The organism is Butyricimonas faecalis (genome assembly GCF_003991565.1).
GTDB lineage: Bacteria > Bacteroidota > Bacteroidia > Bacteroidales > Marinifilaceae > Butyricimonas > Butyricimonas faecalis.
The window spans coordinates 3873283-3888980 of record NZ_CP032819.1; the positions used below are offsets into that span (position 1 = coordinate 3873283).

Sequence of the window (15698 nt, forward strand, 5' to 3'; positions counted from 1 at the left end):
CTCTATTCGGTTTGCCGGGTATGCTTGAAAATCCATTCAAGTCGTTTACTTGTATAACTCTTGATGCAAGTGATTTCATGTGTCCATCCGTTTTCAATGTCAAAAGCGCTTTCTCCTCCTAATTCATTCAAGTGATTGATAAAATCTTCTACTACGGTTATATCCATGATTTCATCAGCTGTTCCCATTACAGTGTAGACTGGAGTTCGGGCAACATTTGAAGCATTGCATCCCGAGGGTTTCCCGGCCACGGGCATGGCGGCCGCGAATAGATCCGGATAAGAGGATATCATGCTCCAGGTGCCAGTGCCACCCATGGATCCTCCAAAAATATAAATACGCTTCGTGTCAATGACCCCGCTAGCCGCGTATTCGTCTATCAGAGATTTTAATACTCCGTTCATGCTTCCGCCCCATGACTTATTTGAGGGGCATTGGGGAACGAGAAATATGGAATTAATCTGGTGTGAAACGAGGTAATTACCGATAGAATCAATTCCAACCTCGTTCATTTGTGTTGTATTGTCGTTTCCCTTGCTTGTACCCCCGTGCAGGTAAAGGACTAGTGCGGCCTTTTTATTGTCTGTCGCGGAGATCGCGGCTTTTCTATAAGGCAAATTTACACTTTGATATATACCTTGCTCGTACGAAAAGGATATGGATTCCGGGGTTGGTTCCGGAATGGGATCCGATTCTTCTTCTTTTTCATGACCTGTTGAACATGACGCGAGAGTAAATAGCATCATCAGTGCTAAAAATGTAAATATGTGTTTCATGTCATTAATTTATTTAATAAAACCAACTACTTCGCATTTAATCTTTTTCTTGGTGAGCACCTGCTTGTAAATCACTCCGTCATAAACGAAACGGGTTCCGTCCGGAGTTTCTATCGTCTTGACCCCGGATGCCGGTAATTCTGCGACGGTCATCCCTATTTCTGGACGTACAACTTGATACAGCTTGTTTATTTTGCGATAATATATACCGGTAGCATAATAGTATGGCACATGCCGGAAGTGAATGACAGCACAATGATGTGGCCGTTTGTGGAAATGTTGGATGGCGTGCCTGTGTGGTCTTGTGATAGAATTGATCGTTGAGGTTTTAGCTGCCGTAGATTTACTTGCCGCACTTGTGCTTTGAGAAGTTCCGATCAAGCACAATGACATGAGAATAAAAATTAGCTTTTTCATATTTTATCGTTTTAATTGTTTTTCGGATGTAAAAATAATACCTCTTCAAATACGAAAAAACAGGTTTACTTAAAATGATGGTGAACGACACGAAAATGAGGATGAACGGGAATTTCCCGTTTTATATATTTATAGGATTTTGTATTTTTGTACAAATCAAAAAGAAGATATATGATACAAATCAATAGGCGTTTGCTGTATATCGATTTGGCGTTTTGCTTGCTTTTACTTCCTTTCATGATCTGGTTATTGCCTGTTAACCGGTGGATGAACAACAATGCGTCGTTTGTTTTTTTATTCGTGGGATGGTTATATGTTGTTTATTTTGTTAATAGATATTGTACTATACCTTGGATATTCCGAAATCGAGCCCATTTAATTGGTGCATTGGTTATGGTGCTGATGACGGTTGTGGTTACCTATCTGATTTCATGCTACCGTTTCGAGACTCCTCAATTCCTTCCGCGGAGGCCACATCTTTTGCATGGAGAGACCGGATCGCAGTCCCGGATGGAAATAAACCTTCACCAGCGAGCCGTGTGGTTCTTGTATGTCGTTGTCTTGGCGTTTAGTTTTGCCGTGGGTGTTTTGGCAGAATTGTACAGGTTGGTTATGGAACGGCAAATTGTTGAACATGAAAAGAAAAAAGCCGAGTTGGCTCTTTATAAAGTCCAGATAAACCCGCATTTTTTGTTCAATACTCTCAACACGCTTTACGGCTTGATGTTGACTGATATTGGACGGGCTGAAACGGCATTTATGCAATTCATGGATATGCTGAAATACATGTATACGAGCGCGGAAAAAGATAAAGTCCCCTTGCAGGCTGAGATCGACTACATCCGCAAGTACATCGAATTGCAGAAAAATCGTATGAACGAGCATACGCGGGTGCATTTTTCGTTTGAAAGCCGAAACGAGAATCCCGATCTTATGATTGCCCCGATGATTCTGATTACATTCGTGGAAAACGCGTTCAAATACGGGGTTTCTTCCCATGAGGATACTGATATATATGTTACGGTTGGAATAGATGGAACTTGTTTCCGTTTTTCGACACAAAACTCGATTATCAGCTTACCGGAAAAAGAGAAGAGTGGTTACGGTATTGCTAATTGCCGCAAGAGGCTGGAGTTACTCTATCCTGATAGGTATCAATTGGAAATAACGGAACAGGGGGATTGTTATCGTGTAACACTTATTCTTCATTTGAGATGAAATGCATAGCTATAGATGATGAACCGATTGCTTTAAGTATTCTGCGTCAATATTGCCAACGAAGCGGGGATTTGGAATTGGAAACGTACTCGGACCCGGTTGTCGGGATGCGGGCAGTGGAACGAGTGAAGCCTGATCTGCTATTCCTAGATATTCAAATGGGAGAGATTCGTGGTATTGAATTAGCCCGAGAGATACCGAAAGGAACTTTCCTCGTTTTTACGACGGCATATGCCCGATATGCTGTTGATGGTTTCGATCTTAATGCCGTCGATTTCCTGCACAAACCGTTTTCATTTGGTCGCTTCTGTCAGGCTGTTGAAAAGGTGCGTCAATTAAAAACTCTTCAGGAGCTTTCAAGGGAACCCGTCTTGACGGATGAAGAGATTACGGTCAAGGTCGAATATAAAAACATAAGAATACGGCTTGCGGAGATTATTTATATTGAGGCCATGGATAATTACGTCCGTATTCATTTGTTGCACGGGCGTCAGATCCTTTCGCAAATAAGTCTTAAAAATTTACTGGAATTACTTCCTAAAGAGTTTGTACGTATTCATAAGTCGTTTGTTGTTCCTTTGTATCGTGTTGAATCTTATTCGCGAACGGGGATAACTCTTTATAATTCAGATGTTACTATCCCGATTGGTAGGGCTTTTTACACTGATTTTATGGAGAGAATGAACTGTAAAGGGAGTTGATAGATCAAGAAAAAGTTATTTTGTTGATTCTGACACGGGTTTATTGTAGATTTTTTTAGGATAATACACGGTGTTTGCCTGTTGCGTATTCGATGTTCTTAGGGATTAAAGACGTATTATTTTCGAATCAAAGACGTATCAAAGACGTTCACGAACGTCTTTGTATTGAAATTGATAGATTGTTGATTTATGGTTGTCGGATAATTACTTCAAGTGTTCCTCCTTTCTTTATTTGCTAACGGGTGGTAATATATCTTGTCGTTATGGTCGATTGCTTTATCGGGTATGATTTATTTGTTGAGAAAAATATTTTTTTGGGTATTTTTGCTTGAAAATAGAAAAATGAGAGAAGTAATATTAGAAACGGAACGGTTGGTTTTGAGAACGTTAGAGCAGGATGATTTTGAGGAGGTGTGTAAATTGTTACAGGACCCCGTGGTGATGTATGCTTACGAGGGTGCTTTTAGTGATCAGGAAGTTCAGGCATGGTTGGACAAGATGTTCTGGCGGTACGAGAATGACGGTTTTGCCCTGTGGGCGGTCATCGAGAAGAGTAGTGGTGAACTTATCGGGCAATGTGGCATCACGTATCAGGAATATAACGGGGGATGGGTGCCGGAAGTCGGATATTTGTTCCGGAAAGAGTTTTGGCATAAGGGATTTGCCACGGAGGCTGCCATGGCTTGTAAAGAGTATGCATTTCAAGTGCTGAATTTTGACGAGGTGTATTCAATTATTCGGGATTCAAATGTAGCGTCCCAAAATGTGGCCCGACGGAACGGGATGACAGAGGTTGATACCTTTGTTAAGCATTATCGAGGTGTTGAGATGCCGCATATCATTTTTAGGGTATCGAGAAAAGATATTTGAAAAGCGTGATGGAAAATTTCGGGGGGAAAATAAAAGGAGTTAGTGATAACTAACTCCTTGATATTCCGTGTACTCGAGGCGGGACTTGAACCCGCACAGCCGCAATGGCCACGGGATTTTAAGTCCCGCGTGTCTACCGATTCCACCACTCGAGCAACTTGGAGCGAAAAACGGGACTCGAACCCGCGACCCTAACCTTGGCAAGGTTATGCTCTACCAACTGAGCTATTTTCGCATGATTGCTTGCAAAATTGTCTAGGAACTCTTTCCTTTTTTGCACTTGCAAATATAGAGCATTTTTTTGTTTCCAACAAAGGGTTTGATAAGAAAATGCAAAGGATTTTATTAATTCGTTCCTTGAAAACTGTTTTTCATGTAGTTACTAAAGGAGGAAAGAGGGGGATATCGGGGAACTGGAGGTCGAAATGGGCTTGGTGAAGATGTGATTTTGTGATTTTTTTTAGGAAATGGATTGTTCTCGGGTGCAGAATGATTATATTTGTCAAGTTTTTAAGACAGAAAAAATGTCGCGAACAGAGAGTAGAAAGGGAAAAAGTGCTTATTTTGTTCCCACAATCAGTATTTCTTTAGTGTTGATTGTGGTTGGTATGCTTGTATTTATTTTGTTGAATGCCCGGGTGGTTTCGGATCATGTGAAACGTAATATCGGTTTTGCCGTGATCGTGAAGGATAACACGAATGAAGTGGAGATCAAGCGGGTGCAAAAGATTCTGGATACACAACCTTATGTTTATTCTTCCAAGTATATTACCAAAGAACAGGCGGCGAAGTCTTTCAAGAAAGAGATGGGTGAGGATTTTGAACGGATATTGGACGCCAACCCGTTGTTGCCTTCTATCGAGATCAAACTGAATCCGGCTTACGCGAATAGTGATTCGTTGGCGATGATAGAGAAAGGATTGGCAAGGTTTGATATTATTCATGAGGTGTATTATCAGAAATCCATGATCGAAAGTATTAACGAGAATATACGGCGGATCACGATTATCTTTTTGATTGTCGGGGCGGTGCTGGTATTGATTTCGTTCACGTTGATTCGTAACATGATTCATCTGGCGGTTTATTCACAGCGGTTGCTGATCAAGACCATGCAGTTGGTGGGGGCCACTCCGTTTTTTATATGCAAGCCCTTCGTGTACGGGAGTATGTGGAGAGGTTTCTTCGGGGCGTTGATTGCTAACTTGGTATTGTTGGGAGCCATATTTTTCGTGCAGGAAAATGTGGGGAACGTGATTAATATCATGCGGCAGGACGTGATCCTGTTGATGGTGGGGTTCGTGATCTTTTCCGGGGTGGTGTTATCATTTTTCTCGGCTTGGTTCTCGGTTCGTCGCTATTTGCGACGGGATTTGAATGATTTATACGTGTAAATAAAAATATATGGCAAGAATTTTAAACGAAAAGAAAGACGGTTTTCCCATACCGAAGGATAATTACAAGATGATCCTGATAGGTTTCGGGATCGTTATAGTGGGCTTCCTCTTGATGATGGGGGGAGGAGCGGATTCTCCCGATACTTTTAACTATGACATTTTTAGTTTCCGCCGGATTACGTTAGCGCCTATTGTGGTGTTGTTTGGTTTTGGTTTCGTTTTTTGGGGAATCATGCGGAAACCCAAAACGAAGGGGGAGGAGAAAAATTAAATATTAATGCAATTGAATATTGACGTACGTGCATTCTCAATTTTCAATTTCTAATTTTCAATTTATAGATGGAGTGGTTTGAGGCATTGGTACTTGGTGTCATCCAGGGGCTTACAGAGTTTTTGCCGGTGAGTAGTTCCGGACATTTGCAGATTTTTAGCGCTCTCTTCGGGATTGAGGGAGAGGAAAATTTAACGTTTGCCGTGGCGGTTCATGCAGCGACGGTTTGTAGTACAATCGTGATTTTGTGGAAAGAAGTCTCCGTGTTATTCAAGGGCTTTTTTGCGTTCAAGTATAATGATGAAATGGCCTACGTGTTGAAAATATTTCTTTCCATGATACCGGTGGCTATCGTGGGATTTTGTTTCAAGGATTACGTGAAGGCCTTGTTCGGTTCGGAATTGACGATAGTGGGATGTATGTTGCTGGTAACGGCCGTGTTGTTGTCGTTCGCTTATTACGCAAAACCCCGGATGAAGGAGAAAATCTCGTACCGGGATGCTTTCGTGATCGGGTTGGCGCAAGCGTGTGCCGTGTTGCCCGGTTTGTCTCGTTCCGGTTCGACAATTGCTACCGGAATATTGTTGGGTAACAAGAAGGAGGCGGTGGCCAAGTTCTCTTTTTTGATGGTGTTGATTCCTATTTTGGGAGAGGCTTTACTGGATCTGATGAAAGGAGGCTTCTCGGTAGAGGCAAGCGGTATTTCGACCGGGGCTCTACTAGTGGGATTCGCTGCAGCTTTTATCTCGGGATGTATTGCTTGTCGCTGGATGATTGATGTCGTGAAAAAGGGTAAATTGATTTGGTTTGCCATTTATTGTGCTATCGCGGGTATATTGACGATTGTTTTGGGATAATGAGCAAGTGGGGTAATATTTTTTTTAGAGAAGGAGAGGACTTTCGAGCCGGAGCGGTGTTCGTGGTGGATAAACCTTTGCATTGGACATCGTTTGATGTGGTGAATAAAGTTCGTATTTGTTTGCGAAAAGGATACGGAAAGATAAAAGTGGGACACGCGGGGACGTTGGACCCGTTGGCGTCGGGGGTGGTAATTATTTGCGTGGGGAAGGAGACAAAAAAGATCGAGGAGTATATGGGGCAGGAGAAAGAGTATGTGGCGGAAATTACTTTCGGACATACGACTCCTTCTTATGATTTGGAGACTTCTTTTGACGAGGAGTTTTCGTACGAGCACGTGGATCGAAGTTGTTTGGAGCGGGCGATTGAGCAGTTTGTCGGGGAGATCGAGCAGTTCCCGCCTTCTTATTCAGCTGTTCGTGTTGACGGGGTCCGGGCGTACGAGAAAGCACGCCGCGGGGACGAAGTCGAGATGAAGAGTCGGAAGGTGATGGTTCGGGAGATTGAAATATTGAAAGCGGAATTGCCAGTAGTGGAACTTCGGATCGTGTGTAGCAAGGGGACGTATATTCGTTCACTGGCTCATGATCTGGGAAAAGCCTGCGGGAGTGGTTCGCATTTGTCCGCTCTGAGAAGGACCCGGGTGGGAGACTTTCGGGTGGAAGATGGGTTTAAAATGGATGAAATTATTGGAGTTTTACAGGAAAATTTGTAATTTAGCAAGATTTGATTAATACATAAACATTATTCAACATGAAATTATCTAAGTTTAAATATAAGTTGCCGCCGGAGTTGATTGCGTTGCATCCGACGCCTAACCGGGATGAGGCCCGGTTAATGGTTCTGGATCGGAAAACCGGAAAGATTGAACACAAGATATTTAAAGATGTGATTGATTACTTTGACGAGAAGGATGTATTCGTGTTTAACGATTCCAAGGTGTTCCCGGCGAGGTTATATGGAAACAAGGAAAAAACCGGAGCGGAGATCGAGGTGTTTTTGCTGAGGGAGTTGAATCCGGAATTGCGTATCTGGGACGTGTTGGTTGATCCGGCCCGGAAAATACGTATCGGGAACAAGTTGTATTTCGGAGAAGATGATAGCATGGTGGCCGAGGTCATTGATAATACCACTTCTCGCGGGAGAACATTGCGTTTTCTGTTTGATGGAGAGTATGACGAGTTCAAGAAGGAGTTGTACGCATTGGGCGAGACCCCGCTTCCTCGTTTTATCAACCGGAAAGTGGAACCGGAGGATGCCGAGAATTATCAGACTATTTTTGCCAAACATGAAGGTGCGGTGGCAGCCCCGACTGCAGGTATGCATTTCAGCCGCGAGTTGATGAAACGGATGGAGATCAAGGGAATTGATTTCGCTTATATCACGCTGCACGTCGGTTTGGGAAACTTCCGGGAGGTGGACGTGGAGGATTTGACGAAGCACAAGATGGATTCGGAACAAATCTTCGTGACACCGGAAACGGTGAAAATCGTGAATGATGCAAAGGATGAAAAGCATAAAATTTGTGCCGTGGGTACGACGGTTGTGCGTACATTGGAAAGTTGCGTGACCACGAAAGGGCGGTTGACGGAATTTGAAGGGTGGACGAATAAGTTTATCTTCCCCCCGTATGATTTCAGCGTGCCGGATGCTTTCATTTCCAATTTCCACTTGCCTTATTCGACGTTACTGATGATGGTGGCGGCTTTCGGTGGGTATGAACACGTGATGGAAGCGTATAATCAGGCGGTTAAGGAGAAATATCGTTTTGGTACCTATGGCGATGCCATGCTTATCATTTGAAATATAGAACCTAAGGGTTGAAGACGGTATGCTGAAAGGTATGCCGTTTTTTTGATAAAGGGACAAAGATTTGGAAGCAAAAGAGTTATTAGATTTATTTCAAGATCATCCTGTTGTTCAGAAAATTGCCGGTCGTTTGCGTAAGCAGGCGGGGACAAAGATAAAGCTGGAGAACGGGATCGGTTCGCTGGTGGCTTTTATCGCGGGCGCCGTGGGACGAGAGTTGAATGGGTTGCAGCTTTTCGTGTTGAACGACAAGGAGGAAGCAGCTTATTTTTATAATGATTTATTGACTTTTTATGACGAGGAAAGAGTGCGTTTTCTGCCTTCTTCGTTTCGGCGTTCCGGTAATTTTGAAGATAAAGATAACGATTCGATCTTGGTTCGGACAGAGGTGTTGAATGCCTTGACGGCCAAGGAAGTGGGAATGGTGGTTACTTACACGGAGGCGATGGCTGAGAGGGTGGTGAGTAAGAAGATGTTGGCTGACATGTCGATGCCCGTGATAAAAGGGAATAAGTTGTCGATAACATTCCTAGAGTCGTTGTTGGGAGAGTATGGTTTCGAGCGGAGTGATTTCGTGTATGAACCCGGGCAGTTTTCTATTCGGGGGAGTATCGTGGATGTCTATTCTTTCGCGGAAGAGCGTCCGGTGCGAATAGATTTTTTCGGGGACGAGGTGGAAAGCATCCGTTATTTCGATGTCGAGACACAGCTTTCCGAGCAGTTGATTGACAAGGTGGTGATCGTGCCTGATTTGAGTGAATCAACGGATAAGAATGATAATGTTGGATTGACGGAGTTTCTTGGAAGAGAGACTACCTGGTGGATGAAGAATTCCTTGTTGATTCATGACCGCATCAATTCATTAAAAGAGTTGGATGCCGGAGAGTTTTTGATTACGTCGGATAGTTTGTTTCGGACAATCGAAGAGAACAGTGTGGTGGAGTGGGGACCGGAGTTGTTTTTCCGGGGTGAGGTGATTCGCTTGGAGGCGGAGGTGCAACCGGCCGTAAATAAACAATTTGATTTATTGGCAGAGCATTTGCTGGACAAGCAGATGGATCGGTACACGGTTTATCTTTGTTCCACGAACGATATGCAGCTTCAGCGATTGCGGGATATTTTCTCGGACAAGGGGCATGAGGTGAATTTTGTGCCCGTGGAGGGAACGATTCACGAGGGATTCAGTGATGCCCAGATTAAGGTGTGTATTTACACGGAGCATCAAATTTTTGACCGTTACCAAAAATACCGCTTGAAGACTTCGCAAATACGAAAAGGTCGGGAGTCCATCACGATCAGTGATTTGCAGAATTTGCATCCCGGTGATTACGTGGTGCATATTGATCATGGAATCGGACGTTTCGGTGGGTTGACAAAGATCGATAATGACGGAAAGATTCAGGAGGCCATACGTTTGGTGTATAAGAACAATTCTGAATTGTACGTGAGTCTCCATTCATTGCATAAAATTTCCAAGTACAAGGGAAAGGATGGAGAACCGCCAACCGTGAGTAAGTTAGGTGGGGAGGCTTGGAATAAATTAAAGCAGCGGACGAAGTCGAGGGTAAAGGATATTGCCCGAGAGTTAATAGCCTTGTATGCCAAGCGCAGGCGGGAGGAAGCTTATGCTTTCTCGAAAGATAGTTTTTTGCAGGATGAGATGGAGGCTTCCTTCATGTACGAGGAAACGCCGGATCAGATGAAAGCGATTGAAGCGGTGAAAGCGGACATGGAGAGTCCTCACGTGATGGACCGTTTGATTTGTGGGGACGTGGGATTCGGGAAAACGGAAGTCGCTATCCGGGCGGCATTTAAGGCGGTGGCCGATAGCAAGCAGGTGGCCGTGTTGGTGCCGACAACGGTTTTGGCTTATCAACATTATAATACTTTCAAGAAGCGCCTGGAGGGGATGCCTTGCCGGATCGAGTATATCAGCCGAATGAAAAAGAGTGCTGATATTAAGCGAATTTTGAAAGATCTGGAAGTGGGGAAGGTGGATATTATCATCGGGACGCATCGTTTGACAAGCAATGATGTAAAATTTAAGGACCTCGGTTTACTGGTGATTGATGAAGAGCAGAAGTTCGGGGTAGCGGTGAAGGAGAAGTTGAAACGGTTGAAATTGAACGTGGATACCATTACCATGACGGCCACGCCGATCCCGCGAACGTTGCAATTCTCACTGATGGGGGCGAGGGATATGTCAATAATCCGTACAGCCCCGCCCAATCGTTACCCGATCGTGACGGAATTGCATCGGTTTGATGAAAAAGTAATTAAGGAGGCAATTTCTTACGAGGTGAGCCGCGGGGGACAGGTGTTTTTTATTCATAACCGGGTGGATAATATCCGGGATATTCAATATATGATTCATCGTTTGATTCCCGGCATCAAGAGTTGTGTGGGACACGGGCAGATGAGTGGGGAAGAGTTGGAAACGGTGATGCATGATTTCGTGCGGGGAGATTACGATGTGTTGATTGCCACAACAATTGTGGAGTCGGGGTTGGATATTCCTAACGCGAATACGATTATTATTAATCAGGCCCAGAATTACGGGCTGAGCGATCTGCACCAGTTGCGGGGCCGGGTGGGACGTTCCAACAGGAAGGCTTTTTGTTATTTGTTGGCCCCACCCTTGGAATTAGTGAACGCGGATGCCCGGAGACGTTTGAAGGCGATCGAGGATTTTAGCGGTTTGGGGAGTGGGTTCAATATTGCCATGCAGGATTTGGATATTCGCGGGGCCGGGAATATTTTGGGAGGAGAACAATCCGGTTTCATCGCGGAAGTGGGGTACGAGACGTATCAAAGAATTCTGAACGAGGCGTTAGTGGAATTGAGGGACGAGGAGTTTCCTGAATTGCAGAAAGAGCATCCGGATGAGCCGACGGTGTTTGCCACGGATTGTGTGATTGATACGGATTTTGCTTTATTGATTCCCGATACTTACGTGGAGAATGTGAGTGAACGAATCCGGTTGTACCGGGAGTTGGATAACATCACGAATGAGGAGGCTTTACAGCGTTTTGAAATAGAAATGAAGGACCGCTTTGGCGAGATTCCGACGCCGGTTGTCGGGTTGATGGAAGTGGTTCGGATTCGTCAAAAGTGTATAGATTTGGGAATTGAACGGTTGATGGTGAAGAATAATAAGATGATTGTTTACTTTATCAGTGATCAGAATTCGTCATTTTATGCCTCACCCGTGTTTAGTGAGCTATTGAAATTTATACAGAAACAGGTGATCCCTTGCAAGATCAGCGAAAAGAATGATAAGTTGAGTCTGGTTTTCACGAACATTGCCGATATTAATCGGGTATCGGAGATTATACGAGAGATGCGCGACTTTGCTTATGGTAATAATTAGGCTATGAATTTAATTGTTGATATTGGAAATACACGAACTAAGTACGCTGTTTTTGATGACGGAGCGTGGGTGGAGTGTGGATTGGGATTACCGGAAGTGTATGATCTGGCAAAGACGTATCGAGAAAACGGGAAGGAGGTAGACTTAATTTTGTCAAGCACGGGTGCCATCTCGGCAGAAGTGCGGGAAAGATTGCGGGAAGTTTCTACTTTCTTTTGTGAAGTGTCATCGGAAATCCCCTTGCCTATACGCTTGGGATATGATACCCCGAAGACATTGGGCGTTGACAGGATTGCCGGTTGCGTGGGAGGGGCATTCCTTTTCCCGGGTAGGGAATTGCTGGTGATTGATTCAGGAACGGCGATTACGTATGATTTTGTCAGTGCTGACGGAGAGTTTCGGGGAGGAAATATTTCTCCGGGTCTGGGTATTCGTTTCCGGGCGCTCAACGAGTTCACTGCAAGTCTTCCATTGGTGAAATGTTCCATGGAACACGGCTATATCGGAAAGAACACGCATGATGCGATTTTGAACGGGGTGATGAATGGTATACTTTTTGAGGTAAGAGGGTATATAGATGAGTTGCTTCGAAATAATCCTCATGCTGTGGTAATTATAACGGGTGGAGGAAGTGAATATTTGAAGAAAACGTTGAAACGCACCGTTTGTTTTGAAGATAAGTTGGTGATCACGGGTTTAAATAGAATTTTAGAATATCAAAAAACGGTTAATTATACATGAAAAATATGTGAAACATTTCCGTTTTAAAGAAATAGTGGTAATTTTGCAATAGTCCTCATGTGGGTGGGACTGGCTATGATGAAAAAACTTATTCAAACTAACTTAAATAAAAGGGATGACCATGAAAAAAATTGCTGTTATAGCATTTGGAATGCTTCTATTCATTCTGCCGACGAAAGCGCAAACGTTAGAGTCTCAGTACGGATTGGATAGTGCAAATACCATTCTGAATGCTTCTCTGTACACGGAATACTGGAAACAGAAAAATTATGAAGAAGCGTTGCCCTCTTGGAGATACGTTTTCTTAAACGCACCTGCATTTCAATTAAATACCTATATCCGTGGGGAAGATATTATTGAGTACATGATCAAAAAAACAAAGAAGAAAGAGTACGTGGATACGTTAATGATGCTTTTTGACCGTCGTCTTCAATACATGGCAAAAAAGAGCCGTGAAGGATATGTTCTTGGAAAGAAAGGTATGGCTCAAGTAAAGTATTCCAATGGGGATATTAATATGTTGAAAGCCGGATTTGATAACTTGATGAGAGCGTATGAATTGGAGAAGGAGAATACTCCTCCCCAATTGATTCATGCCACTTTTGACGTGGCTTGTGGATTGGTACAACAAAATCAATTGTCTCAGGAGGAATTCATTAATTTGTATATGAATTTCTCGGATTTCGCAGACAAGCGTTTGGCATCAGGTGAAAAAGGATGTGAAAATTTTGGTGTATGTAAAGCTGCATTAGATGCTATTTTCTTCGAATCCGGATATGCAGACTGCAATACGTTGGCTGATTTGTTAACTCAAAAATACGAGGCAAATAGAGATAGCCTGCCTGTTTTGAAAGAGATTTCGTCTATCTTGAGAAGACGTGAATGCACGGATTTGCCATTGTATGCTATGGTTGCCGAGAAAATTTATCATCAGGAGCCAAACGCTGATGCTGCTTATAGCTTGGCCATGATGTTCTTTTCTAAACAAGATATCGCGAAATTCGAGCAATATTTGAAGGAAGCTATTAATAAATCGGATGATCCGAAAGCCAAAGCAGATTATAATTACAAGTTGGCACAGGTGTATTTGTCAAGGAAAAATTATCCGTTAGCAAAAAAATATGCTTTGGATGCTTTGAAGACAAACCCGAACCTGGGAGATGCTTACATCACGATAGGCTTGGCTTATGCGGTAAGTAGTAATGATTATGAAGGAGACGAGTTTGACAAACGAACCGTATTTTGGGCTGCCGTGGATAAATTTGTGAAAGCTAAACAAGTTGACCCGTCACTAACGGCAAAGGTTAACGAATATATTGAACGGTATTCTCCTCACTTCCCGACGAAAGACGAGGCTTTCTTCCGTGATATTACGGCAGGAAAAAGCGTGAAAGTCGGTGGATGGATTAACGAGACAACGATTGCGAGATTTAGAGATTAGATACATGACCTTTCTATATCGTGCATTAAAAATTAAGAGCATTACCGTCCTCGCTTTAGGGACGGTAATGCTCTTTTCGTGTAAAACAAATATGAAGGATGTGGATGCGATCGGTAATCGAAACGATATGCCTGAAATGTCCGGGGAGAACATGGAGTTATTTTATTCCGATTCTGCATTGTTGAAATATAAAGTAATAACCCCCCTTTATAATAAATATAATCAAGACGACAAGAAGTATGATGAGTTCCCGAAAGGAATACATGCGGAGTTGTACGAGAAGGATGGCAGTATGGTCGGTTCAATTACATCAAAATACGCGAAGAAGTTGGAAGAGGAGATGTTGTGGGAGTTGCGTAACGAAGTGGTCGTGATCAATGCCGAAGGGAAGAAATTGGAAACCGATTTGATGTACTGGGACATGAAAAAAGAGATTGTCTATTCCGATCGCTATTCCCGACTCTCTTCCGGGGACCAGATTATAGAGGGGAATAAAGGTTTCAAGTCGGATCAGTCCTTGAAAAATCCGGTCTTTAATAAGATTACGGGAGTGGTAGAAATTGAAAATAGACCTTAAATGTCAGGATTTGTTGCCATATTGATCTGTCTGGTCTTGTCTGCATTCTTTTCGGGAATGGAAATTGCCTTTATGGCCTCCAATAAACTCCGGATTGAGATTGATAAGTCGAACAAGGGTATCACGCAGAAATTGATAGATCTTTTTGTATCCAATTCGGGAATGTATATCACCACGATTCTAGTAGGAAATAACGTGGTGATGGTTATTTATGGTATTTTTATGTCCGATTATCTCGATCCGAGGTTGGAGGGGATTGGGATTTCACTGGGATTACGCATGATTCTCGTGACGTTTATTTCGACGTTGGTCATGCTGGTGACGGGAGAGTTTTTCCCGAAAGCGGTGTTCCGTTTGAGACCGAATGCATTTTTGCGGGTATTCGCTATTCCGGTATTTTTATTTTACATTCTATTCTTCCCGATCTCATATTTCTCTGTTTGGTTTGGGGGATTGTTGCTGAGAATATTTACCGGACGCAAATTAACACATAAAGAGGAAAACCGGGCTTTTGGTAAGATAGATTTGAATAATTTGATCGAAGAAGGGGAGGCCGGGGGAGAAGAAAATGAGGATGAACACGATATTAAATTGTTCCGGAATGCGTTGGATTTTTCGGAAGTGAAATTGAGAGAATGTATCGTTCCTCGTCCGGATATTGTGGCTTTGTCTATTGATAGCAGTTTGGATGAGTTGAGGGAGCTTTTCGTGAAAACAGGTTTGTCCCGGATATTGATTTACCGCGATTCGATTGATAATGTGATTGGTTATGTACATTCTTCCGCTTTGTTTCATCACCCCGAAACGGTGAAGAAGGCTGTAAGCAAGATATTGATTGTTCCCGAAACCATGTCGGCTTTGAGGTTGTTGAATCTTTTCACGAAGAAACAGAAAAGCGTGGCGGTCGTGGTTGATGAGTTTGGAGTAACGGCCGGAATGGTTACGATTGAAGATATTATGGAGGAGATATTCGGAGAGATCGAGGATGAGCATGATCGTTTGAACTTGAAAGAAGAACAGGTCGCTCCCGATGAATACATTTTCTCCGGTCGTCTTGAAGTGGATTATCTGAATGAAAAATATGATTTGAATCTTCCGGAAAACGAGGAGTACGAGACATTGGCCGGATTGATTCTTTATTACAATGAGGATATTCCGGAAGAGGGCGAACGAATCTTAATAGGGGATATATCTTTTGAGATCGTAAGAGTCAAGAGTGCCCGGATTGAGGAGGTCCGGGTAAAGATATAAAAAG

General features: G+C 43.2%; 15 protein-coding genes and 2 tRNA genes. 13 read left to right on the forward strand and 4 right to left on the reverse strand.

All coding sequences use genetic code 11. From position 1 onward, the window contains the following. Positions 1-2 precede the first annotated feature (2 nt). Both D8S85_RS16715 and D8S85_RS16720 read right to left on the reverse strand, forming a co-directional pair. The gene (locus D8S85_RS16715) at positions 3-776 is read right to left on the reverse strand and encodes a carboxylesterase family protein (RefSeq protein WP_106481450.1); all 774 of its coding nucleotides are present in this window, start codon (positions 774-776) and stop codon (positions 3-5) included. Between the two features lie 9 nt (positions 777-785). After that, on the reverse strand, positions 786-1193 hold the full coding sequence (locus tag D8S85_RS16720) for a DUF6515 family protein (RefSeq protein WP_127075402.1): 408 nt from the start codon (positions 1191-1193) through the stop codon (positions 786-788). Positions 1194-1364: 171 nt separating this feature from the next. Between D8S85_RS16720 and D8S85_RS16725 the strand changes: the two genes are divergently transcribed. From D8S85_RS16725 to D8S85_RS16735, 3 genes are all read left to right on the forward strand, one after another. Beyond that, positions 1365-2411: a sensor histidine kinase gene (locus D8S85_RS16725; RefSeq protein ID WP_106481451.1), complete on the forward strand. Its 1047-nt coding sequence runs from the start codon at positions 1365-1367 to the stop codon at positions 2409-2411. Beyond that, the gene (locus tag D8S85_RS16730) at positions 2408-3112 is read left to right on the forward strand and encodes a LytR/AlgR family response regulator transcription factor (protein WP_106481452.1); all 705 of its coding nucleotides are present in this window, start codon (positions 2408-2410) and stop codon (positions 3110-3112) included. Before D8S85_RS16725 ends, D8S85_RS16730 begins: the two co-directional genes overlap by 4 nt. Positions 3113-3454: 342 nt before the next feature. Beyond that, positions 3455-3982 (forward strand): GNAT family N-acetyltransferase, encoded by a 528-nt coding sequence (locus tag D8S85_RS16735; RefSeq protein WP_106481453.1) that lies wholly within the window; start codon positions 3455-3457, stop codon positions 3980-3982. A gap of 70 nt (positions 3983-4052) precedes the next feature. Here D8S85_RS16735 and D8S85_RS16740 read toward each other — a convergent pair. Together D8S85_RS16740 and D8S85_RS16745 are read right to left on the reverse strand one after the other, a co-directional pair. After that, positions 4053-4137 (reverse strand) — tRNA-Leu (locus D8S85_RS16740). 4 nt (positions 4138-4141) lie between these two features. Continuing rightward, positions 4142-4217: transfer RNA gene (locus D8S85_RS16745), tRNA-Gly, on the reverse strand. 373 nt (positions 4218-4590) lie between these two features. Here D8S85_RS16745 and D8S85_RS16750 point away from each other — a divergent pair. The 10 genes from D8S85_RS16750 (at position 4591) to D8S85_RS16795 (ending at position 15694) form a co-directional block, all read left to right on the forward strand. Then, positions 4591-5373 (forward strand): cell division protein FtsX, encoded by a 783-nt coding sequence (locus D8S85_RS16750; RefSeq protein ID WP_240648714.1) that lies wholly within the window; start codon positions 4591-4593, stop codon positions 5371-5373. A gap of 10 nt (positions 5374-5383) precedes the next feature. Beyond that, a complete protein-coding gene (locus D8S85_RS16755; protein ID WP_027200463.1) occupies positions 5384-5647 on the forward strand; it encodes a DUF3098 domain-containing protein in 264 nt (87 codons plus the stop codon). Between the two features lie 68 nt (positions 5648-5715). Beyond that, positions 5716-6504, forward strand: a complete 789-nt coding sequence (locus D8S85_RS16760; protein WP_106481454.1) for an undecaprenyl-diphosphate phosphatase — start codon at positions 5716-5718, stop codon at positions 6502-6504. Then, positions 6504-7220, forward strand: a complete 717-nt coding sequence (truB, locus tag D8S85_RS16765) for a tRNA pseudouridine(55) synthase TruB (protein ID WP_127075404.1) — start codon at positions 6504-6506, stop codon at positions 7218-7220. Before D8S85_RS16760 ends, truB begins: the two co-directional genes overlap by 1 nt. Before the next feature lie 38 nt (positions 7221-7258). Continuing rightward, the gene (gene queA / locus D8S85_RS16770; RefSeq protein WP_106481456.1) at positions 7259-8308 is read left to right on the forward strand and encodes a tRNA preQ1(34) S-adenosylmethionine ribosyltransferase-isomerase QueA; all 1050 of its coding nucleotides are present in this window, start codon (positions 7259-7261) and stop codon (positions 8306-8308) included. A 70-nt stretch (positions 8309-8378) separates the two neighbouring features. Then, entirely contained in the window at positions 8379-11684 is a 3306-nt protein-coding gene (gene mfd, locus D8S85_RS16775) for a transcription-repair coupling factor (RefSeq protein ID WP_106481457.1), read from the forward strand. 3 nt (positions 11685-11687) lie between these two features. Further along, positions 11688-12425 (forward strand): type III pantothenate kinase, encoded by a 738-nt coding sequence (locus tag D8S85_RS16780; protein WP_127075406.1) that lies wholly within the window; start codon positions 11688-11690, stop codon positions 12423-12425. 121 nt (positions 12426-12546) lie between these two features. Continuing rightward, positions 12547-13866, forward strand: a complete 1320-nt coding sequence (locus tag D8S85_RS16785) for a tetratricopeptide repeat protein (protein ID WP_228423250.1) — start codon at positions 12547-12549, stop codon at positions 13864-13866. Positions 13867-13870: 4 nt separating this feature from the next. Further along, the gene (lptC, locus tag D8S85_RS16790; protein ID WP_106481460.1) at positions 13871-14443 is read left to right on the forward strand and encodes an LPS export ABC transporter periplasmic protein LptC; all 573 of its coding nucleotides are present in this window, start codon (positions 13871-13873) and stop codon (positions 14441-14443) included. Continuing rightward, positions 14444-15694, forward strand: a complete 1251-nt coding sequence (locus D8S85_RS16795; RefSeq protein WP_106481461.1) for a hemolysin family protein — start codon at positions 14444-14446, stop codon at positions 15692-15694. It abuts the gene before it with no gap. The last annotated feature ends 4 nt before the right edge of the window (positions 15695-15698 follow it).

What these genes read in the sequence shown, in the direction of transcription:
- D8S85_RS16715 (WP_106481450.1), bottom strand. Translation starts at nt 776, where the DNA reads ATGAAACACATATTTACATTTTTAGCACTGATGATGCTATTTACTCTC.
- D8S85_RS16720 (WP_127075402.1), bottom strand. Translation starts at nt 1,193, where the DNA reads ATGAAAAAGCTAATTTTTATTCTCATGTCATTGTGCTTGATCGGAACT.
- D8S85_RS16725 (WP_106481451.1), top strand. Translation starts at nt 1,365, where the DNA reads ATGATACAAATCAATAGGCGTTTGCTGTATATCGATTTGGCGTTTTGC.
- D8S85_RS16730 (WP_106481452.1), top strand. Translation starts at nt 2,408, where the DNA reads ATGAAATGCATAGCTATAGATGATGAACCGATTGCTTTAAGTATTCTG.
- D8S85_RS16735 (WP_106481453.1), top strand. Translation starts at nt 3,455, where the DNA reads ATGAGAGAAGTAATATTAGAAACGGAACGGTTGGTTTTGAGAACGTTA.
- D8S85_RS16750 (WP_240648714.1), top strand. Translation starts at nt 4,591, where the DNA reads ATGCTTGTATTTATTTTGTTGAATGCCCGGGTGGTTTCGGATCATGTG.
- D8S85_RS16755 (WP_027200463.1), top strand. Translation starts at nt 5,384, where the DNA reads ATGGCAAGAATTTTAAACGAAAAGAAAGACGGTTTTCCCATACCGAAG.
- D8S85_RS16760 (WP_106481454.1), top strand. Translation starts at nt 5,716, where the DNA reads ATGGAGTGGTTTGAGGCATTGGTACTTGGTGTCATCCAGGGGCTTACA.
- truB (WP_127075404.1), top strand. Translation starts at nt 6,504, where the DNA reads ATGAGCAAGTGGGGTAATATTTTTTTTAGAGAAGGAGAGGACTTTCGA.
- queA (WP_106481456.1), top strand. Translation starts at nt 7,259, where the DNA reads ATGAAATTATCTAAGTTTAAATATAAGTTGCCGCCGGAGTTGATTGCG.
- D8S85_RS16780 (WP_127075406.1), top strand. Translation starts at nt 11,688, where the DNA reads ATGAATTTAATTGTTGATATTGGAAATACACGAACTAAGTACGCTGTT.
- D8S85_RS16785 (WP_228423250.1), top strand. Translation starts at nt 12,547, where the DNA reads ATGAAAAAAATTGCTGTTATAGCATTTGGAATGCTTCTATTCATTCTG.
- lptC (WP_106481460.1), top strand. Translation starts at nt 13,871, where the DNA reads ATGACCTTTCTATATCGTGCATTAAAAATTAAGAGCATTACCGTCCTC.
- D8S85_RS16795 (WP_106481461.1), top strand. Translation starts at nt 14,444, where the DNA reads ATGTCAGGATTTGTTGCCATATTGATCTGTCTGGTCTTGTCTGCATTC.